Here is an 18,153-nt window from a genome sequence, read left to right on the forward strand (position 1 = left end):
GTATGACCATCACCTGGAACGACAGCGTCCCGATCTACCGCCAGCTGCGCGAACGCGTGGTGGCGATGATCCTGGATGGCGCCTTGAACGAAGGCGACCCGCTGCCGTCGGTACGCCAGGTGGCAGCGGATTTCCAGATCAATCCGCTGACCGTCTCCAAGGCGTACCAGGAGCTGGTCGACGATCAACTGGTCGAGAAAAGGAGAGGCCTGGGCATGTTCGTCAACGAAGGGGCCCGCGAGGCCTTGCTCAAATCCGAGCGCGAGCGCTTCCTGCGCGAAGAATGGCCGACCCTGTTCGCGCGCCTGCAGCGCCTGGGGCTCGATCTCAAAACGCTGATGCGCGAAGCGCCCGCCAACACGGAATCCAAGCCATGAGCGCCATTGTCACCGCGCGCAACCTGAGCAAGCGATACAAGAACACCGTCGCGCTGGACAGCGTGGATTTCCAGATCCAGTCCGGCCGCATCGTCGGCCTGATCGGCCCCAACGGCGCCGGCAAGACCACCGCGCTCAAGGCGATCCTGGGGCTGACCCGGTTCGACGGCGAACTGTCGGTGCTGGGCTACGACCCGCGTACCCAGCGCGACAAGCTGATGGAACAGGTCTGTTTCATCGCCGACGTGGCGGTGCTGCCGCGCTGGATCCGCGTACGCGAGGCGGTCGACTTCGTCGCCCACGTGCACCCGCGCTTCGACCGCGCCAAGTGCGAGGCTTTCCTGGCCCGCACCAAGCTCACGCCCGACCAGCGCGTGCGGCAGATGTCCAAGGGCATGATCGTGCAACTGCACCTGGCCCTGGTGATGGCCATCGATGCCCGCCTGCTGGTGCTGGACGAACCCACGCTGGGCCTGGACATCCTCTACCGCAAGCAGTTCTACCAGAGCCTGCTGGAGGACTACTTCGACGAGAACAAGACGATCATCATCACCACCCACCAGGTGGAGGAGGTCGAGCACATCCTCACCGACCTGATGTTCATCCGCGACGGCAAGATCGTGCTGGATACCGACATGGACGCCGTCGGCGACCGCTTCGCCGAAGTCATGGTCAGCGCTGACCAGGCCGCCGCCGCACGCGCACTCAAGCCGATCGACGAACGCCAGGTCTTCGGCAAGAGCATCTTCCTGTTTGACGGCGCCGACCGCCCGACGCTGGAGGCACTTGGCGAAATCCGCCGGCCGTCCGTCAGCGACCTGTTCGTCGCCACCATGAAAGGGACCTACGCATGAAAACCCTTGCTGGCAACCAAATGTACTGGCTCGTCAAGCGCGAGTTCTGGGAACACCGCGGCGGCTTCCTGTGGGCGCCGCTGGTGACCGGCGGCATCTTCCTGCTGCTGAACATCATGGGCATCATCACCGCCGAGGTGATCGGCGCCCGCCACGGCATCCACATCGGTGAGCTAGGGGCGGCGAAGCAACACTTCGGCGGCGGCAACCTGCAGAGCGTCATCTCGCAGATGGACGCCGGTGACATGAGCCAGGTCGGCATGGCGCTGGACATGGCCATGTACTCCTCGATGGCGCTGATCTTCGTCGTACTGGGTTTCGTGGTGTTCTTCTACTGCCTGGGCGCCATCTACGACGAACGGCGCGACCGCAGCATCCTGTTCTGGAAGTCGCTGCCGCTATCGGATACCGAGACGGTGATCTCCAAGGTCCTCAGCGCCACGCTCGTGGCTCCCGTGATCGCGACCGCGGCCGGCATCGCGGCAGGCATCCTGCAGCTGTTGATCGTGGCAACGACGCTGTCCTTCCACGGCATCCACGTGTGGCAGTTGCTGATGCTCGCCCATCCGGTGCGCGTCACGCTCAACATGATCGGCCACATCCCGCTGTACCTGCTGTGGGCCCTGCCCTCGGTCGGCTGGCTGATGGCATGCTCGGCCTGGGCCCGCACCAAGCCGTTCCTGTGGGCCATCGCCCTGCCCGTCGCCACCGGCCTGCTGGTCAGCTGGTTCGGCATCATGGGGTTGTTCAACCTGTCGGCGAGCTGGTTCTGGCAGAACATCGTGGCCCGCGCCCTGTTCAGCGCCTTTCCCGGCGCCAGCCTGGTCGGCAGCGACGACCTCATCCACACGGGCAACAACAATCTGGACTTCATGAACCTGGGCAACGCCTATCACCTGCTTGCCTCGGTCAACCTGTGGATCGGCGTGGCGGCCGGTGCGGCACTCATCGCGGCCGCCATCTGGTTCCGCCGCTGGCGCGACGACGGTTGATCGGTTTCCAGGAGGCTCGACCATGTTCATTCGAAACACCGCACTCGCTTTCGTCCTGGCCGCCAGCGCCCTGCTGGCCGCCTGTGGCAACGGATCGCACAACTCGACCACCATCGCCAACGGCGGCATCGTGGTCCGGGGTGACCAGGTCACCCTGCACGGCCACGGAGGCGCCGAGGCCACCCTCGATGCCGCCGGCAAGCTGGTGATCGACGGCCGCGCCGTGGCGGTCGATGCCGCCCAGCGGCAGTGGCTGCAGCAGTATTTCCAGGGCGCCCGGGCGGTGCGGGAGCACGGCCTGGCCACCGGCGAGGCGGGCGCGGCCGTCGCGGTGCAATCGCTGAAGAACGCCGCAACCCACGTCACCGGCGGCGATAGCGGGCAGGCCGACGCCAGCCTCGAGGCCGCCACCACGCGGGTCGACCAGGAAGCGTCGAAGATCTGCCTGGACATCCAGCAGATCCGCGCCGCGCAGGAACGCCTGAGCAGCTCCCTGGCCGCGTTCAAGCCCTTCGGCGGAATCATCGACGGCAGCGGGTTTGACTGCTCGAAGGACGCCTGACCGCCTGACCGGTTGCCGGAATCCATCGGAAGGAACGCCGCGGCGGGTTTCCCGCCGCGGCAAGCGCAGCCGCCCCGCCCGCCCGGCCGCGCGCTCGATCGACAGTCGAGGCGGCCAACGCCAGCCTCCGCCCAAGAGCCATTGCCAGTCATCCACGGCGGCCGAACCGGCCGCTGCCGTTCCCGCTGTCCCGAAGGAAAACCCATGAACCTGCTGAAAGCCACGCTGGCCGCCGTGTTCCTCTGCATCGCCATGCCCGCCACCACGGTGCTCGCCGCAGTTCCCGCGCAGACCGTGCTGCTGGTCGGGGACAGCCTAAGTTCGGCCCACCGCGTGCCGGTGGCATCGGGCTGGGTGAGCCTGCTCACTCGCCGCCTGCAGGCGAGCGCCGCCACGCCGCCGACGATCGTCAACGCCAGCCGCGGCGGCAAGACCATGGCCGATGCAATCGCCGAACTCCCGGGACTGCTGGCTCGCCATCATCCGCAGGCGGTGATCCTGGAACTGGGCGGCAACGACGCCATCCTCGGCGCCACCGAAACGCAGCTGAGCCACGACCTGTCCCGCTTGATCGATATGGCCCACGATGCCGGCGCGCGCGTGGCGGTGCTCGGCTTCGAGATTCCGCCGAAGCTGGACCACGACCGATGCGCCGCACGGTTGCGCGGTGTCTATCGGCAAGTGGCACACGACAAGGGCGTCGTCCTGCTGCCCTCGCTGATGGCCGGCGTCTCCAACCAGCCGGCGCTGCTGCTCGATGACGGCGTCCACCCGACGGCCACGGCCCAGGCGAGATTGCTGGACAACGCATGGAGCACGCTCAAGCCGTTCCTTCTGGATTGAATCCCGCAGGACGGTCCGGTAACCGCGCGGGCCGCCGTATTGATGTCCGAAAGCGGCGAGTTCCGCGCCCGGGGCAGTGCTAGCCTGCAACGCATGCCCGCACCCACCGCCCTGCCCGACCCGCATGTCTGCGAACAGGCGCGCCTGAGCCGCGACGCCCGCTTCGACGGATTGTTCTTTACCGCCGTGACCAGCACGCGCATCTACTGCCGTCCGGTGTGCCCGGCGCCGGCGCCCAAGCCTTCGAACGTACGCTATTACGCCAACGCCGCGGCCGCCGAGGCCGACGGCTTTCGACCGTGCCTGCGCTGCCGGCCGGAGCTGGCACCCGGCAATCCGGCGTGGCAGCGGGGCGAACACGTGGTGTCGCGCGCGTTGACGCTGATCGACGACGGCGCGCTGACCGAAGGTTCGCTCGATGGCCTGGCGACCCGCGTCGGCGTGGGTGCACGGCAGCTGCGCCGGCTGTTCGTCGAGCACCTGGGCGCACCGCCGCTCAGTGTGCACACCACGCGCCGGCTGCTGTTCGCCAAGCAGCTGCTGACCGAAACCACGCTGCCGGTGACCGAGGTGGCGCTGGCGTCCGGCTTCGGCAGCCTGCGCCGCTTCAACGCCGCGTTTGCCCAGGCCAACCGGATCGCGCCGCGCGAGCTGCGCAGGCAGCCGCACGCCATCCAGGCCGGCGATGCACTGGTGCTCCGCCTGGGCTACCGGCCGCCGTACGACTTTCAGGGCGTGCTGGATTTCCTGCGCATGCGCGCGCTGCCCGGCATCGAGCAGGTCCAGGCGCATGCCTATGCGCGCGTGTTCGGCCCCGCCGACGCACCCGGCTGGCTGCGCCTGTCGGCCTGGCCCGACGGACACGCGCTCAAGCTGGAACTGCATTGCCCGCAGCCGGCCCGGCTTCTGCCGTTGGTGGCGCGGTTGCGGCGCATGTTCGACCTGGACGCCGAACCCTGCGCGATCGCCGCCACGCTCGGCGCCGGCGGCGTACTCGCGCCGCTGCTGCGCAAGCGCCCGGGGCTGCGCCTGCCCGGCGGCTGGGATGGGTTCGAGATCGCCGTACGCGCGGTACTCGGGCAACAGATCAGCGTGGCCGCGGCGCGCACGCTGGCCGCGCGGATCGTGCAGCGCTGGGGCGAACCGCTGGCGGTTCCGGCGCTGCCTGGCCTAGAGCGGTTGTTTCCCACGCCCGAGCGACTGGCGGAGGCCGACCTGCGGGAGGTGGGCGTGATCAACGCCCGCGCGGAAACCATCCGCGGCATCGCGCGCGCCTTGCTGGAGGGCCGTGCGGATTTCCGCGCCGAGCAGCCGCTGGACGAGTTCGTAGCGCGCTGGACCGCACTGCCAGGAATCGGCGAGTGGACCGCTCACTACATGGCAATGCGCGCGTTGAGCCATCCGGATGCCTTCCCCGCGGCTGATCTGATCCTGCGCCGCGCCGCGGCCGGCGACGGCGGCGAGTTGAGCACCCGCGCCCTTTCGGTCATGGCTGACGCGTGGCGGCCCTGGCGCGCCTACGCGGTGATGCACCTTTGGCGCAGCGTGGCCGATCAGGCGCAACCGTCGAGGAAGCGCGCGTGAGTGCGTACCAGGGCCTTCGACTTCGCTGCGCTGCGCTCAGGGCGAACGGTTGGAAAGATCTGTTTTCCCGAGTGCAACACCCGCACCGCTCGCGTCACTGGGCGCGGACCCTCGCCCACCACCGCTCGCCCCGAGCCAATCCCTGACCTACCATCGTTCGCCCTGAGCGTAGGCCGCAGGGCCGAAGTCGAAGGGCCCACAACGTAGAAACACCACCATGAGTCCTGTCTGGTACGACAACCTGCCCACCCCGATCGGGCGGCTGCGCCTGGTCGCCGACGAGCATGGCCTGCGCGAGGTCTGGTTCGAGACCGGTCGCCACCAGCGCGAGCCCGAATCGTCGTGGACGCACTCGCCGCCGGCGCTCGCCTTCGCGCGCGAGCAACTGGAGGAGTACTTCGCCGGCACCCGCCAACTGTTCGAACTGCCATTGCATCCGCGCGGCACACCCTTCCAGTTGGCGGTGTGGCAGGAGCTGGAACGCATCCCCTATGGCGCGACCATCAGCTACGGCGAGCTGGCCAGGCGCATCGGCCAGCCGCAGGCGATGCGCGCCGTCGGCGCAGCCAACGGACGCAACCCGCTGCCGATCGTGCTGCCCTGCCACCGCGTGATTGGCACCAACGGCAGCCTCACCGGTTTCGGCGGAGGCCTGCCGACCAAACGATTCCTGCTGGCGATGGAAGAAGGCGTGGCACGCGGCGACCTGTTCGGCCTGGTCAACTGACCGTCCCCCCCAACCCTCCCTGCAAGCGGGGGGCGAGCACGTAGGAGCGTCCTTGGGCGCGACCGCGAGCCACCAGCGTCTGCGCGTTCGCACGCTCCCCGGAATCAGTCGCCGCTGCGCGACGACGCGGGCGCTTCGCCCGAATGCACCACCGGCGGCGCCACGGCACTCTGGTAGCGATCCAGCAAATCCTGCTGGCGTGCGCGATACAGCTCGCGCTGGGTCTGGTCGGCCTGGTCCAGCCGCGCGGCGTGCAGCGGGTCGGCCTGGTGCGGCCGGCGTACGGTATCCATTTGGCCCTGCCGCAGCTGCTCCTCGATCCGGTTCTTCTGCAACCGGTCGAGCACCTGGTGTTCGCGCACGGTCTGCTGGAACCGGATATTGGCCGGCGGGCGCACGACGATCACGGGCCGCGGCGCCACCGGCCGCGGCGGCGGCTGCGCCTGCCAGGCGCAGGCCAACGCGGGCAGCGCCAGCGCGAAGGCAGCCGGCCACAGGCGAAGCGATGCACGGGTTTTGAGAGACATGGAGGGCGATGCGATGATGCAGGGTTGGTTCATCGTACGAGTCGCCCTATGAAAATCCTGTTTCGCGTGATGTGCTGCCTGGCGCTGGTGTTCAGCGCCGGTTGCGCCACCACCCCGCCTCCAGCCACCCGCCCGGCGCCCTTGCTGCTGGTTTCCATCGACGGGTTCCGCACCGACTACCTCGAACGCGACCTGACGCCCACCCTGGCGATGCTCGCGCGCGATGGCGTGCAGGCGTCCATGCAACCGTCCTTCCCCTCGCTCACCTTCCCCAACCACTACACGCTCGTGACCGGACTGCGTCCGGATCACCACGGCATCGTCAACAACACGATGTACGACGCGCGGCTGGGCAAATTCTCGCTGCACAACCGCAAGGCGGTGAGCGACGGCCGCTGGTGGGCCGAAGGCACGCCGCTGTGGGAAACCGCCGACCGCCACGGCCTGCGTACCGCGACGATGTTCTGGCCGGGCTCGGAGGCGGACATCCACGGCCGCCACCCGGACTACTGGAAGCCCTACGACGGTGCCGTGACGCCGATCCAGCGGGTCGACCAAGTACTGGCCTGGCTGGACCTGCCGCCGCCCCAGCGGCCGGCTTTCCTGACCTTGTACTTCGACGCTGTCGACCACGCCGGCCATCAATACGGGCCGGACTCGCCGCAGGTCGACCAGGCCCTGCGCGACACCGACCAGGCGCTGGCGCGGCTGATCGCGGGGCTCAGGCAGCGCGACCTGCTCGAGCACATCAACCTGATCGTGCTGGCCGACCACGGCATGGCATCCACCCCGCTGGAGCACAGCGTGCTGATCGAGCGCGAGCTCGACCTGGACGACGTGCAGGTCGTGAGCCTGGGCGTGCTGGCCGGTTTCAATCCCAAACCGGGACGCGATTTCGCGGCCATCGAGACGAAGCTGGAGCGCCCGCATCCGCACATGCAGTGCTGGGACAGGAGCCGCGTGCCGGCGCGCCTGGCCTATGGCCACAACCCGCGCGTGCCGCAACTGCTGTGCCTGGCCAAGGTGGGCTGGCGCATCACCACCGCGCAGTGGCTGGCTTCGCACAAGGGCCGTATCAGCCTGGGCGAGCACGGCTACGACAACGCCGCACCGCAGATGCAGGCGCTGTTCGTCGCACACGGTCCGGCCTTCCGCGACGGCGCCACGGTGCCGCCCTTCCCCAACGTGGACGTCTATCCGCTGATGGTGCACCTGCTCGACCTGCCGCCGCAGCCGAGCGATGGGGACTACGACGCGGTCAAGGGCATGCTGGTGCCCTCGGCGCGGTAGCGACGCTTCGACTTCGGCACTGAGCGCCTATGCTCAGCGCGAACGGATTTTTTTCCCGCCCGTTCGTCGCTGAGCGATTTTCCAACCGTTCGCCTGAGCGATTTTTCCAATCGTGCGTGTTGACGCCTTTCCAAACCTTCGCCATGGCGCCTTTTCAAACCGTTCGCCCTGAGCGTAGCCGCGCGGCGTCGAAGTCGAAGGGCCGCCACGCTACGGCAACGGCGGCTCGGTCCCCGGCGACGGCGGCCCTGGCAGCGGCCGCAGGTAATACAGCCGCCAGGCAATCAGCAACCCGGCCAGCACCATCGCACCGATGAATGCCGCCACGCCATTCCAGCCGCGCGCCGCATAGAACAACCCGCCGCCGGCACCGGCGAGGCTCGAACCCATGTAATAGGCGAACAGATACAGCGAGGATGCCTGCGCCTTGGCATTGCCGGCGCGCCGGCCGACCCAGCTGCTCACGATCGAGTGCCCGCCGAAGAAGCCGAAGGTGATGGCCACCACGCCGGCGATCACCAGCACCAGCGAGTCGAACGCGGTCAGCCCCACGCCGGCGAGCATCAACGCGAAGGTCGTCCACAGCACGCGCCGGCGCCCCAGCCGGCCGGCCAGATGGCCCATCCAGGCGGAGCTGAAGGTGCCGATCAGGTACACGCTGAAAATCAGCCCGACCGCCGCCTGGCTCAAGCTGTACGGCGGCGCCAGCAGTCGGTAGCCGATGTAGTTGTAGACGGTGACGAAGGCGCCCAGCAGCAGGAAGCCCTCGACGAACATCCACGGCAGGCCGGCATCGCGAAACACGCCGGCGAAACGCGCCAGCAGCGTGCGCAGCCGCAATGGCTGGCGCTCGAAATGCCGCGACGGCGGCAGCATACGCCAGAACATCAGCCCCGAGGCCAGGCCGATGCCGGCCACCACCACCACGCCCACGCGCCAGTCGAAAAAGTCCGCCAGCACGCCGGTCACCAGCCGTCCGCCCATGCCGCCGATGGCGTTGCCACTGATGTAAAGGCCCATGCCGAGGCCGATGGAGTCGGGGTGCATCTCCTCGCTCAGCCAGGTCATCGCCACCGCCGGCAGTCCGCTGAGGCTCAGGCCAAGCAAGGTGCGCAACACCAGCAGGCTGGTCCAGCCCGGCATCAACGCGGTCAGCAGGACCAGTGCCGCCGAGGCGATCAGCGACACGGTCATCACCGACTTGCGTCCGTAGGCATCGGAAACGGCGCCGGCAAACAGCATCGCGAAGGCCAGCACGCCGGTGGTCAGCGAGAGCGACAACGCGCTGGTCGCCGCGCTGACGCCGTAGTCCTTGCTGAATTCGGGCATCAGCGGCTGCACGCAATACAGCAGCCCGAAGGTGGCGATGCCGGCGGCAAACAGGGCCAGGTTGGCGCGCCGGAACAACGGCGTGCCGTGGCGGATCAGCGATCCGTCGTCAGTGCCGGCGACCGGCACGGAGGGAACATTCATCGGCTGCCTTCGGCGGGCCGTGGGGGGAGTTGCCATTGTCCTCCGCAAGGTCGTCCCGGGCCAGCGCGTGAATTGCCAGGACCGGGCGACGGCTTGACCCTCTCCCTGCGCGAAGAGCGCCGGGGCGAGGAGGGCGAACTCGCGGCAACGGATGCGCCACCGACTGCCCCTGCTTTCATGTGGCACCCTGTCAGCCGAACTCCCCCACCACCGTTCGCTCTGAGCGTAGCGCAGCGAAGCCGAAGGGCCCGCGCGCACCAAATCCTCCGGCTTCGGCTGCTGCCGGGCATACGCCGGGGACGAACGGACACCTGAAGGCACCCAGTCCCGCCATGCACCGCTACGAGCCACTCCTGCTGCTTTCGCTGATCCTGCTGGCCTCGTGCCAAGGGCGCACGGACCATTCCCTTCCCGTGCCGCCGCCGGCGCCTCCGGCTGCATCACCTGCGATCGTCGACACCACGCACGGCTTTCGCATCGCCGTACCGCCGGACATGCAGGTGCGCCGCGACTTCCGTCGCAGCTACCTCGCCAATGGCCAGTGGAAGGCGTACGCCACCGGCGACGATCACGGCACCCCGGCGCTGGCGCTGGTGCTGGAAGGTTCCAACGCGATCACTGCCGCCGAGCTGCGCATCGGCATCGGCCAGGATGCCGAGGCGCTGGCGCATTGCCTGGACGTGCCGGCCACCGCCGTGCCGGCGCAGGCCACGCAGGTCACGCTCGCGGGCGTGCGGTTCAACCGGTTCCATGCCGCCGACGCGGCGATGAGCCACTATCTGGACGTGGAGGCCTACCGGGCGGTCCATGCCGGACGCTGCTACGCGATCGACCTGTTGATCACCGGTACGCGCCCGGAGGTCTACGACCCGCCGGCGACGCCGCCGTTCGGACGCGAAGCCGCGTTGAAGCGCCTGCGTGCGGCGCTCAGAGGCCTGCGCTTCATCGACTGACTATCCCGCTCGCAGGGTGGGCTTCAGCCCACTGGCCACCCCGCGATGGTGGGCTGAAGCCCACCCTACTCAGCCCGCCGGCGCCTGCCTGAGCCGCTGCACGGTTTCGCGGTAGCGCTGCGCGATGCGCTCCTCGTCGTGGTGGCGGAAATCCCGCACCACCCAGCGTCCGCCGCTCATGACGTCGCGCACCAGCGGCGTATTGCCGGCGAAAATGAGACTGTCCAGCAGCGCGGGTTCCTCGCGCGCGGCAAGCAGCGCAGAGCCGTCGTCGAGCACCAGCAGATCGGCACGGTGGCCGGGCTGCAGCGTCCCGACCGGCAGGCCCGAGGCCTGCGCACCGCCTTCCAGGGCGGCACGCCATAGCGTTTCGCCGACGCTCGCGCCTTCGCGGCGGGCGGCGATGTTGCGGCGACGGGTGGCCAGGCGCTGGCCGTACTCGAGCCAGCGCAGTTCCTCCACCGGCGATATCGAAATGTGCGAGTCCGAGCCGATGCCCAGCGTGCCGCCGGCATCCAGGTAACTGGCCAGCGGGAACAGGCCGTCGCCGAGGTTGGCCTCGGTAGTGGGACACAACCCGGCGACCGCGCCGGTGCGAGCCAGGCGCGCGGTCTCGTCCTCGTTCAGATGGGTGGCGTGGACCAGGCACCAGCGCTCGCCCACATCGGCGTGGTCCAGCAGCCATTCGACCGGCCGGGCACCGCGGATGGCCAGGCAATCCTGGACCTCGCCCAGCTGTTCGGCGATATGGATGTGGATCGGCCCGTCCTGCGCCAGGCCGCTGGTGAGCACCGCCTGCAGTGCGTCCTCCGGCACGGCGCGCAGCGAGTGCAGCGCGATGCCCACGCTCAGGTCGGCGTCCTGCTGTGAGCGCAGCGTTTCGAGCAGACGCAGGTAAGCGTCCACTTCGTGGCCAAAGCGCCTCTGCCGCGCGCCCAGCGGCCGGCCGTCGAAGCCGCCGCGCATGTACAGCACCGGCAACAGGGTCAGCGCGATGCCCGCCTCGCGCGCCGCCTCGACCAGCGCCAGCGACATCGCTTCCGGCTGCGCGTACGGCGTGCCATCGGGCTGGTGGTGCAGGTAATGGAATTCGCAGACCTGGGTGTAGCCGGCCTTGAGCATCTCCACGTAGAGCTGGGCAGCGATCGCCTTCAGCTCGTCCGGGCCGACGGCGGCGGCGAACGCGTACATCGTTTCGCGCCAGCTCCAGAAATTGTCCTGTTGAGGAGTGCGGTCTTGGATGGCCGCTTTTTGATCGTCGTGCCCAGGGACGAGCGCACTGCTCCCGCCCACCTTGCCTCGCCGTTCGGCCAGTCCCGCCATGGCGCGCTGGAACGCGTGCGAATGCAGGTTCGGCATGCCCGGCAGCACCCAGGTGCCCAGCCTCTCGGCCGGACCATCCTCGACCGCCTGCAGCGTGCCGTCGGCGTCGATGCCGAAAATGCCCTCGCGCGACCAGCCATCGGCCTGCCACAGGTGACCAGCGTGGCAACGGCGGATGCGGGTGGGCTGGGTCATGGGCGGCTCCTGGCAAGGGGCACCAGTGTACCGAGCTTGTTCCATCCGCCGCTGATGGGGTGGCCCGGCGCATGGCGCGCGCCCGACAGGCCGGAAGGTCCGCCAGCGCGCGGATCGCGCATCGGGGGCGACGGTTCCACCACAAACCCTTTCGGATACTGCCCGCATGCCCAAGAAGACGCCCGAGCAAACCGCCAAGCTGCTGCTGCGCCAGGCCCGCCCGGAAGACGTGCCGGCGCTGGTCGAGCTCACCGGCCGTGTCTACTCGCCCGAATGGGGCCACTCGGCGGAGATGCTGCGCTCCCAGCAGACGCACTTCCCGGAAGGCCAGTTCGTGGTCGAGTACGCCGGCAAGGTGGTCGGCTACTGCGCAACCTTCCGCATCGACGCGGCCACCGCGCTCAAGCCGCATACCTGGACGCAGATCACCGGCGGCGGCATGGGCTCGCGGCACAAATCCGACGGCGACTGGCTGTACGGCATGGAAGTGGTGGTACATCCGGACTACCGCGGCATGCGCATCGGCCAGCGGCTGTACCAGGCGCGCAAGCGCTTGTGCACGGACCTGAAACTGCGCGGCATCGTGTTCGGCGGACGCGTTCCCGGCCTGGCCAGGCACATCGGCCGCTACGGCAGCGCGGAGGCCTACGTGCAGGCGGTGGTGGCCGGCGAGCGGCGCGACGCCACGCTGAGCTTCCAGTTGTCCAACGGCTTCGAGGTGATCGGCCTGCTGCGCGCCTACGTGCCCTCGGACCATGAATCGCTCGGCTGGGCAGTGCACCTGGTGTGGCGCAACCCCAGCCTGCTCGACCACCCGGACATCCCCTCGATCCCCTCGCCCAAGCGCCTGCCCGACTCGGTGCGGGTGGCCTCGGTGCAGTACTTCCAGCGGCGCATCCGCTCGTTCGAGGAGTTCGCCACCCAGGCGGAGTATTTCACCGACATCGCGGCCGACTACAACGCCGATTTCGTCGCCTTCCCCGAGCTCATCACGCTGCAGTTGCTGTCGATCGAGAACGAGGAGCTTTCGCCGGTCGAGTCGATCCGCAAGCTCAGCCACTACACGCCGCAGGTGAAGGAGCTCTTCAGCCGCCTGGCGATGCGCTACAACATCAACATCATCGCCGGCTCGCACCCGACCGAGCAGCCCAACGGCGACATCCACAACGTCTGCTACGTATGCCTGCGCGACGGCTCGCTGCACGAGCGCGAGAAACTGCATCCCACCCCCAGCGAACGCAACGTGTGGAACATCACCGGCGGCGAGAGCGCGGCGACGATCCAGACCGACTGCGGCCCGATCGGCGTGATGATCTGCTACGACTCCGAGTTCCCCGAAGTAGCGCGACACCTGGTCGACCAAGGTGCGCTTATCCTGTTCGTGCCCTTCTGCACCGACGTGCGCGAGGGCTACCTGCGCGTGCGCTACTGCTCGCAGGCGCGGGCGATCGAGAACCAGTGCTACGTGGTGCTCTCGGGCAACGTCGGCAACCTGCCCGGCGTGAACAACTTCGACATCCAGTACGGCCAGAGCTGCATCCTCACGCCCAGCGACTTCCCGTTTGCGCGCGACGGCGTGGCAGCGGACTCCACCCCCAACATCGAGACGGTGCTGTTCGCCGACCTGCGCCTGGAGAGCCTGGCCCGCGCCCGCAACGCCGGCGCCGTGACCAATCTCAAGGACCGGCGCTTCGACCTGTACGAAATGCGCTGGCGGCCGCAGCCGCTGTAGGGCGCGCTTCCGCTTGCCGTCGGGGCTGTTTTGCGCACGCCGGGACGAAGCCAGGCGTGCGCGGTCTGCGATAATCGCCGGATGCCCGCTTCCAACCCCCGCCTGCAGGCCCTGCTCGGCCACGAATTTTTCGCCCCGCACCAGTGGAAGCGGCGCATCGCGTTGTGGAGCGGCGCGGTGCTGGTGGCGCTGGCGGCGATCCTGTTCGCCAAGGCCAGCACCTGGGCCTATCAGCTGTTCCTGGGCATCGTGGCGCATGGCGTGTGGATCCCGCTGATCCTGACCCCCGCGGTGTTCGGCCTGTTGTCGTGGTCCACCGCGGGACGTTTCCGCGCCACCCGCGGCAGCGGCATTCCGCAGGCCATCGCCACGCTGCACGTGGAGGACGAATCTTTCCGCAAGAGCATGCTTTCGCTGCCGATCGCGGCCGGCAAGATGCTGCTCACGCTGATCGCGCTGGCGGTGGGCGCCTCGATCGGGCGCGAGGGACCGACCGTGCACGTCGGCGCCGGGCTTTTCTACACCTTCGCGCGGCGCTTCGGTTTCAGCGATCCGAAAGCGGCCTCGCGCTTCATCCTGGCCGGCGGCGCGGCCGGCATCGCGGCGGCGTTCAACACGCCGCTGGCGGGCGTGGTGTTCGCCATCGAGGAACTGGCCGGCACTTTCGAGCACCGCTTCAGCGGCCTGCTGCTCACCGCGGTGATCGTGGGCGGCGTGGTGTCGCTGGGGATCATGGGCAATTACGCCTACTTCGGCGAAGTCGAGGCGAACCTGCCCCTGGGCCACGCGTGGCTGGCAGTGCTGCTGTGCGGCGGTGTCTGCGGCTTGCTGGGTGGGCTGTTCGCGCGGCTGATTTTGCTCAGCAAGCGGGGGCCGCTGGCGCGCGTCGGTGCGCTGCGCGCGCGCTGGCCGGTGGCCTTCGCCACCGGTTGCGGGCTGGTGTTGGCGTTACTTGGCGTGCTGTGTCATGGCTCGGTCTACGGCACCGGCTACGACCAGGCGCGCGCCATCGTGCAGCAGGCCGCGGTGACGCCGGGCGAGAGCTTCGGCCTGGCGAAACTGGCAGCCAACGTGGTGTCGTACTGGGCCGGCATCCCGGGCGGCATTTTCTCGCCGGCGCTGGCGGTAGGCGCCGGACTGGGACAGAACATCGCCCATTTCCTGCCCGACGTGCCGGCTGCCGCGGTGGTGTTGCTGGGGATGAGCGCGTATCTCTCGGGCGTGACCGGTGCGCCGCTCACCTCGGCGGTGATCGCGATGGAGCTGACCGACAACCAGTCGATGGTCATCCCGGTGATGGCCGCCTGCCTGCTGGCCCGAGCCGTCTCCTCGCTGCTCAGCCCCACCCCTGTCTACAAGGATTTCGCCGAACGCCTGGTGCAGGAGTTCGAGCGCCAGCAGGCAGCGCGCCACGTACCGGCGGAGCCGCTCGAGCACGTCGGCACGACCAGCGCATTCGATGAACCGGCGGGTCCCGCCGACGCCCCCCCGCCCCCGGAAAAGCCATGACCACCACACCTTGGGACCGTCTGTTGCTCGACGCCACGCTGGCTACCTTCACCGGCGATCGTCCGTTCGGGCTGGTCGAGCACGGCGCACTCGCGCTCAAGGACGACCGCATCGCCTGGGTGGGACCGGCGGCGGACCTTCCCGGCGCACCGGAGGCACTCGCCGCTGCGGTCGAAACCCTCGACGGCGCGCTGGTGACCCCGGGCCTGGTCGACTGCCACACGCATCTGGTGTTCGGCGGCGATCGCGCGCACGAGTTCGACATGCGCCTGAACGGTGCCAGCTACGAGGAAATCGCGCGCGCCGGCGGCGGCATCGCCTCCACCATGGCGGCCACCCGCGCGGCCGACGAGGAGACGCTGCTGCGCCAGAGCCTGCCGCGCGCGCGCGCGCTGTTGCGCGACGGCGTGACCACGCTGGAGATCAAATCCGGCTACGGGCTGGATCTGGACGCCGAACGGCGCATGCTGCGGGTGGCGCGGCGCATCGGCGAGCGGCTGGGCATCGGCGTGCGCACCAGCTTCCTCGGCCTGCACGCGCTGCCGCCGGAATACCGCGAACGGCGCGGCGAGTACGTGGCGCGGGTGTGCGACGTGATGCTGCCGATGCTGGCCAGCGAAGGCCTGGTCGACGCGGTGGATGCTTTCTGCGAGGGCATCGGCTTCAGCCGCGAGGAGACGGCGACGGTGTTCGAGCGCGCCAGGGCCCTGAGGCTCCCGGTCAAGCTGCATGCCGAGCAGCTATCGGACCTGGGCGGCGCGGCACTGGTGGCCGAGTATCGCGGACTGTCAGCCGACCATCTGGAACACCTGGGCGAGCCGGGCATCCGCGCGATGGCCGCCGCCGGCACCGTGGCGGTGCTGCTGCCGGGTGCGTTCTACGCGTTGCGCGAGACTCGGTTGCCGCCGATCGACGCGCTGCGGACACACGGGGTACCGATGGCGATCGCCACCGACTGCAATCCCGGCACCTCGCCGCTGCTCTCGCTACGGCTGGCCGCGAACATGGCCTGCACGCTGTTCCGGTTGACGCCCGAGGAGGCGTTGCGCGGGATCACGCTGAACGCCGCACGGGCGCTGGGGCTGACCGATCGCGGCACGCTGGCGACCGGTCAGCGCGCCGACCTGGTGATCTGGAATGCGCGCGGGCCGGCGGAGCTGTGCTACTGGATCGGCGGCGACCTATTGCAGGCCGCCTGGATAGGCGGACAGCGCGCGTCGCTCGCCTAGCCGCTTCGGAACGCGGCACAAGCCCGCGCACTCCCGTAGGAGCCCACTTGTGGGCGATGCCCTTGACGCACCCGCAAGCGGGCTTCCGCAAGTGCCCGCCTGGATGACTCCAGGGCACCTGGCGCTGGCGCGGCCCCTCAATCCTCCGGCGTCTTGGCCGGGATGAACGGCGAAACCGGATCGCTGGCGGGAAAGGTTTCCTCCACCGCCTCATCGGTGAGATCGCTTTCGTGGGCCTTACGGCCATGCCGCTCGTTGTCGGTTTCCGGCCGCTGCGGCTTGGTGCAATCGGGATGTTGGGTATCCTTGCGGTCGTGGCTGCTCATGTCTTGGCTCCGCTGAGTGTTGTTCCATTCGGGCAGGTGCGCGTCGATGCGGGTGATATCGGCCTTGGCCACCTCCTGCATGCAAGACAGCGCGCGCTGGTTGCGCAAGGTCGTCTGCGAGGCGATGCCGTCGGCCGGCACCCATAGCGGGAGCTGCCGCATCTGCGCGTCCAGGGCCGTGCGCAGCACGCAATCGTCGCCGGCGATGCCAACCAGGGCCAAAGCGCTGACGTCCAGTTTCTCCAGCAACGTGCACAACGGCGTCTCGTAAAAGGCCGAATGACGCGGCTTGAGAACGAAATAATCCTCCACCCCGGGCAGCAGGCCATCGCTCAGCGCCGCGCCAGGCGAGCCCACGCGCCGGCAGTGCTCGACGACCTTGGAAAGGTCCGCGTGCCAGCGCCCGAAGTTGTCGTTGGCGTAGATCACCGGCAGGCCGTGGGCGTGGTACCAGTCGCGCAGGTGGGCGATCGCGCTGGCGACCGGCATGGCCTGCTCAAGCAGTTCGGCGCCGCCCTCGAACTCGAGGTCGTTGAGCATGTCGATGATCAGCAACGCGCTGCGCCAGGGTTCGAAGGGCGCGTCGCGACCGTGTTGGCCGGGGTCCGACATGGCCAGATCAGGCCGCTTCGGCGCGCTTCTTGAGTTCCGTCTTGCGCTGCGCCAGTTGCTCGCCCAGGTCCTCCAGGGCCTTCTTGCTCATCAGCGCCTTGGCGCGCTTGAACATCTCTTTCTCTTCCTCGTCGGCGTGGTGCTCGAACAACTCCTTGAGCACCTTGGCGCGGCCGGAGAATTTCTCGCCATCGACCTCGGTCTTGAGCAAATCCGGCAGCACCAGATCGCCCGCGGCACGGTGTTCCTCCAGCGCCTCGAAATACATCTTCGCGTCGTCCTTGCCATCGCCGGCCTTGCGGAACGCCGGATAGAAGATCTCTTCCTCGATGGTGTTGTGCACCGTGAGGTTGGCCTGGATCTTCTCCAGCAATTCCTTGCGCTTCTTCACGGCGCGCGTCGTGGTGGCGGCCAGTTCGTCCAGCAGCGCCCTCATGGTCTGGTGATCCTGCTTCAAAAGCTCGATTGCGTTCATGCCGGCTCCGTCGCTGCCCCTGCCTGCCGCAGGCTTCCATGCGCGCGGTGAAGCGCGTGTCTTCCTTCGTTAATCGCCACCTAACGCAAAAAAAGTTCGTCGCGCATTACCAGGGACCATGCAGCCCCTGTAGGAGCTCACTTGTGGGCGATGCCCTTGCTCTGCGCCAAAGAGCATCGCCCACAAGTGGGCTTCTACAAACACGCAGCCTGACACGGGGCGCAATGAGATCGTGGCGGTCAAGGCCCTGTTTCCACCATCCGTGAAGAACCAAAAAAAAAACCCCCGCGTGGGCGGGGGTCTGCTTCGCCGAGCGTGCTGCGCTCAGGCGGACTTTTTCTTCGGCGCGGCCTTCTTGGCGGCGGCCGGCTTGGTCACGGTCGCCTTGGCACCGACCACGGCCGGCTGCGCGTCGTGTGCACGGGTGTTGCCGTAGCTACCGCGGTAGGTCTTGCCGCGACGGGTCTTGCGATCGCCCTTACCCATGGGAACTCCTTGATTCGTAATGCGTGAAGTGGCCGATCATCGTAGCAGTGAAGGGGCAAAGCGCAAGAGTGGCAAACCCTTGTT

18 protein-coding genes are annotated in these 18,153 nt (G+C 68.4%); 12 read left to right on the forward strand and 6 right to left on the reverse strand.

All coding sequences use genetic code 11. The features are described 5' to 3' along the window. Positions 1 to 2: 2 nt before the first annotated feature. The 7 genes from OSC30_RS13570 to OSC30_RS13600 all read left to right on the forward strand — a co-directional run bounded on the left by OSC30_RS13570 (position 3) and on the right by OSC30_RS13600 (position 5,939). Positions 3 to 377: a GntR family transcriptional regulator gene (locus OSC30_RS13570; protein WP_267172402.1), complete on the forward strand. Its 375-nt coding sequence runs from the start codon at positions 3 to 5 to the stop codon at positions 375 to 377. Beyond that, on the forward strand, positions 374 to 1,231 hold the full coding sequence (locus OSC30_RS13575) for an ABC transporter ATP-binding protein (RefSeq protein ID WP_267172403.1): 858 nt from the start codon (positions 374 to 376) through the stop codon (positions 1,229 to 1,231). The genes OSC30_RS13570 and OSC30_RS13575 overlap by 4 nt, the downstream gene beginning before the upstream one ends. Continuing rightward, positions 1,228 to 2,223 (forward strand): ABC-2 transporter permease, encoded by a 996-nt coding sequence (locus OSC30_RS13580; protein WP_267172404.1) that lies wholly within the window; start codon positions 1,228 to 1,230, stop codon positions 2,221 to 2,223. The genes OSC30_RS13575 and OSC30_RS13580 overlap by 4 nt, the downstream gene beginning before the upstream one ends. A gap of 22 nt (positions 2,224 to 2,245) precedes the next feature. Continuing rightward, positions 2,246 to 2,785 (forward strand): DUF2884 family protein, encoded by a 540-nt coding sequence (locus OSC30_RS13585; protein ID WP_267172405.1) that lies wholly within the window; start codon positions 2,246 to 2,248, stop codon positions 2,783 to 2,785. Between the two features lie 204 nt (positions 2,786 to 2,989). Continuing rightward, on the forward strand, positions 2,990 to 3,628 hold the full coding sequence (locus OSC30_RS13590; RefSeq protein WP_267172406.1) for a GDSL-type esterase/lipase family protein: 639 nt from the start codon (positions 2,990 to 2,992) through the stop codon (positions 3,626 to 3,628). Positions 3,629 to 3,721: 93 nt separating this feature from the next. Next, positions 3,722 to 5,212, forward strand: coding sequence for a DNA-3-methyladenine glycosylase 2 family protein (locus OSC30_RS13595; protein ID WP_267172407.1), 1,491 nt, complete (start codon positions 3,722 to 3,724; stop codon positions 5,210 to 5,212). A 217-nt stretch (positions 5,213 to 5,429) separates the two neighbouring features. After that, positions 5,430 to 5,939 carry a methylated-DNA--[protein]-cysteine S-methyltransferase gene (locus tag OSC30_RS13600; RefSeq protein ID WP_267172408.1) on the forward strand — a complete coding sequence of 170 codons (510 nt, stop codon included), beginning with the start codon at positions 5,430 to 5,432 and terminating at the stop codon, positions 5,937 to 5,939. A gap of 104 nt (positions 5,940 to 6,043) precedes the next feature. Here OSC30_RS13600 and OSC30_RS13605 read toward each other — a convergent pair whose 3' ends face one another. Continuing rightward, the gene (locus OSC30_RS13605) at positions 6,044 to 6,466 is read right to left on the reverse strand and encodes a hypothetical protein (RefSeq protein ID WP_267172409.1); all 423 of its coding nucleotides are present in this window, start codon (positions 6,464 to 6,466) and stop codon (positions 6,044 to 6,046) included. A gap of 48 nt (positions 6,467 to 6,514) precedes the next feature. Here OSC30_RS13605 and OSC30_RS13610 point away from each other — a divergent pair, with 48 nt between their 5' ends. Further along, complete coding sequence (locus tag OSC30_RS13610; RefSeq protein WP_267172410.1) at positions 6,515 to 7,756, forward strand: alkaline phosphatase family protein; 1,242 nt, start codon at positions 6,515 to 6,517, stop codon at positions 7,754 to 7,756. Between the two features lie 210 nt (positions 7,757 to 7,966). On the opposite strand, the gene OSC30_RS13615 is transcribed toward OSC30_RS13610, so the two are convergent. Then, entirely contained in the window at positions 7,967 to 9,229 is a 1,263-nt protein-coding gene (locus OSC30_RS13615) for an MFS transporter (RefSeq protein ID WP_267172411.1), read from the reverse strand. A gap of 332 nt (positions 9,230 to 9,561) precedes the next feature. Between OSC30_RS13615 and OSC30_RS13620 the strand changes: the two genes are divergently transcribed. Then, positions 9,562 to 10,182: a hypothetical protein gene (locus tag OSC30_RS13620; RefSeq protein ID WP_267172412.1), complete on the forward strand. Its 621-nt coding sequence runs from the start codon at positions 9,562 to 9,564 to the stop codon at positions 10,180 to 10,182. A gap of 69 nt (positions 10,183 to 10,251) precedes the next feature. On the opposite strand, the gene OSC30_RS13625 is transcribed toward OSC30_RS13620, so the two are convergent. After that, positions 10,252 to 11,700 carry a formimidoylglutamate deiminase gene (locus OSC30_RS13625; RefSeq protein ID WP_267172413.1) on the reverse strand — a complete coding sequence of 483 codons (1,449 nt, stop codon included), beginning with the start codon at positions 11,698 to 11,700 and terminating at the stop codon, positions 10,252 to 10,254. 166 nt (positions 11,701 to 11,866) lie between these two features. On the opposite strand from OSC30_RS13625, the gene OSC30_RS13630 reads away from it, so the two are divergent. The 3 genes from OSC30_RS13630 to hutI all read left to right on the forward strand — a co-directional run bounded on the left by OSC30_RS13630 (position 11,867) and on the right by hutI (position 16,170). Next, positions 11,867 to 13,432 (forward strand): bifunctional GNAT family N-acetyltransferase/carbon-nitrogen hydrolase family protein, encoded by a 1,566-nt coding sequence (locus tag OSC30_RS13630; protein WP_267172414.1) that lies wholly within the window; start codon positions 11,867 to 11,869, stop codon positions 13,430 to 13,432. Between the two features lie 81 nt (positions 13,433 to 13,513). Beyond that, entirely contained in the window at positions 13,514 to 14,941 is a 1,428-nt protein-coding gene (locus OSC30_RS13635; RefSeq protein WP_267172415.1) for a chloride channel protein, read from the forward strand. After that, the gene (gene hutI / locus OSC30_RS13640) at positions 14,938 to 16,170 is read left to right on the forward strand and encodes an imidazolonepropionase (protein WP_267172416.1); all 1,233 of its coding nucleotides are present in this window, start codon (positions 14,938 to 14,940) and stop codon (positions 16,168 to 16,170) included. Before OSC30_RS13635 ends, hutI begins: the two co-directional genes overlap by 4 nt. 137 nt (positions 16,171 to 16,307) lie before the next feature. Here hutI and OSC30_RS13645 read toward each other — a convergent pair whose 3' ends face one another. The 3 genes from OSC30_RS13645 to OSC30_RS13655 all read right to left on the reverse strand — a co-directional run bounded on the left by OSC30_RS13645 (position 16,308) and on the right by OSC30_RS13655 (position 18,069). Further along, the gene (locus OSC30_RS13645) at positions 16,308 to 17,108 is read right to left on the reverse strand and encodes a cysteine hydrolase family protein (RefSeq protein WP_267172417.1); all 801 of its coding nucleotides are present in this window, start codon (positions 17,106 to 17,108) and stop codon (positions 16,308 to 16,310) included. Positions 17,109 to 17,115: 7 nt separating this feature from the next. Then, on the reverse strand, positions 17,116 to 17,583 hold the full coding sequence (locus tag OSC30_RS13650; RefSeq protein WP_267172418.1) for a PA2171 family ribosome-binding persister protein: 468 nt from the start codon (positions 17,581 to 17,583) through the stop codon (positions 17,116 to 17,118). A 324-nt stretch (positions 17,584 to 17,907) separates the two neighbouring features. Further along, positions 17,908 to 18,069: a 30S ribosomal protein THX gene (locus tag OSC30_RS13655; protein ID WP_231325007.1), complete on the reverse strand. Its 162-nt coding sequence runs from the start codon at positions 18,067 to 18,069 to the stop codon at positions 17,908 to 17,910. Positions 18,070 to 18,153 lie beyond the last annotated feature (84 nt).

Source organism: Frateuria hangzhouensis, assembly GCF_026410505.1.
GTDB classification, from domain to species: domain Bacteria; phylum Pseudomonadota; class Gammaproteobacteria; order Xanthomonadales; family Rhodanobacteraceae; genus Frateuria_A; species Frateuria_A hangzhouensis.

Bases quoted from the DNA above. Each gene is read 5' to 3' on its own strand.
- OSC30_RS13570 (WP_267172402.1), top strand. From the start codon at position 3: ATGACCATCACCTGGAACGACAGCGTCCCGATCTACCGCCAGCTGCGC.
- OSC30_RS13575 (WP_267172403.1), top strand. From the start codon at position 374: ATGAGCGCCATTGTCACCGCGCGCAACCTGAGCAAGCGATACAAGAAC.
- OSC30_RS13580 (WP_267172404.1), top strand. From the start codon at position 1,228: ATGAAAACCCTTGCTGGCAACCAAATGTACTGGCTCGTCAAGCGCGAG.
- OSC30_RS13585 (WP_267172405.1), top strand. From the start codon at position 2,246: ATGTTCATTCGAAACACCGCACTCGCTTTCGTCCTGGCCGCCAGCGCC.
- OSC30_RS13590 (WP_267172406.1), top strand. From the start codon at position 2,990: ATGAACCTGCTGAAAGCCACGCTGGCCGCCGTGTTCCTCTGCATCGCC.
- OSC30_RS13595 (WP_267172407.1), top strand. From the start codon at position 3,722: ATGCCCGCACCCACCGCCCTGCCCGACCCGCATGTCTGCGAACAGGCG.
- OSC30_RS13600 (WP_267172408.1), top strand. From the start codon at position 5,430: ATGAGTCCTGTCTGGTACGACAACCTGCCCACCCCGATCGGGCGGCTG.
- OSC30_RS13605 (WP_267172409.1), bottom strand. From the start codon at position 6,466: ATGTCTCTCAAAACCCGTGCATCGCTTCGCCTGTGGCCGGCTGCCTTC.
- OSC30_RS13610 (WP_267172410.1), top strand. From the start codon at position 6,515: ATGAAAATCCTGTTTCGCGTGATGTGCTGCCTGGCGCTGGTGTTCAGC.
- OSC30_RS13615 (WP_267172411.1), bottom strand. From the start codon at position 9,229: ATGAATGTTCCCTCCGTGCCGGTCGCCGGCACTGACGACGGATCGCTG.
- OSC30_RS13620 (WP_267172412.1), top strand. From the start codon at position 9,562: ATGCACCGCTACGAGCCACTCCTGCTGCTTTCGCTGATCCTGCTGGCC.
- OSC30_RS13625 (WP_267172413.1), bottom strand. From the start codon at position 11,700: ATGACCCAGCCCACCCGCATCCGCCGTTGCCACGCTGGTCACCTGTGG.
- OSC30_RS13630 (WP_267172414.1), top strand. From the start codon at position 11,867: ATGCCCAAGAAGACGCCCGAGCAAACCGCCAAGCTGCTGCTGCGCCAG.
- OSC30_RS13635 (WP_267172415.1), top strand. From the start codon at position 13,514: ATGCCCGCTTCCAACCCCCGCCTGCAGGCCCTGCTCGGCCACGAATTT.
- hutI (WP_267172416.1), top strand. From the start codon at position 14,938: ATGACCACCACACCTTGGGACCGTCTGTTGCTCGACGCCACGCTGGCT.
- OSC30_RS13645 (WP_267172417.1), bottom strand. From the start codon at position 17,108: ATGTCGGACCCCGGCCAACACGGTCGCGACGCGCCCTTCGAACCCTGG.
- OSC30_RS13650 (WP_267172418.1), bottom strand. From the start codon at position 17,583: ATGAACGCAATCGAGCTTTTGAAGCAGGATCACCAGACCATGAGGGCG.
- OSC30_RS13655 (WP_231325007.1), bottom strand. From the start codon at position 18,069: ATGGGTAAGGGCGATCGCAAGACCCGTCGCGGCAAGACCTACCGCGGT.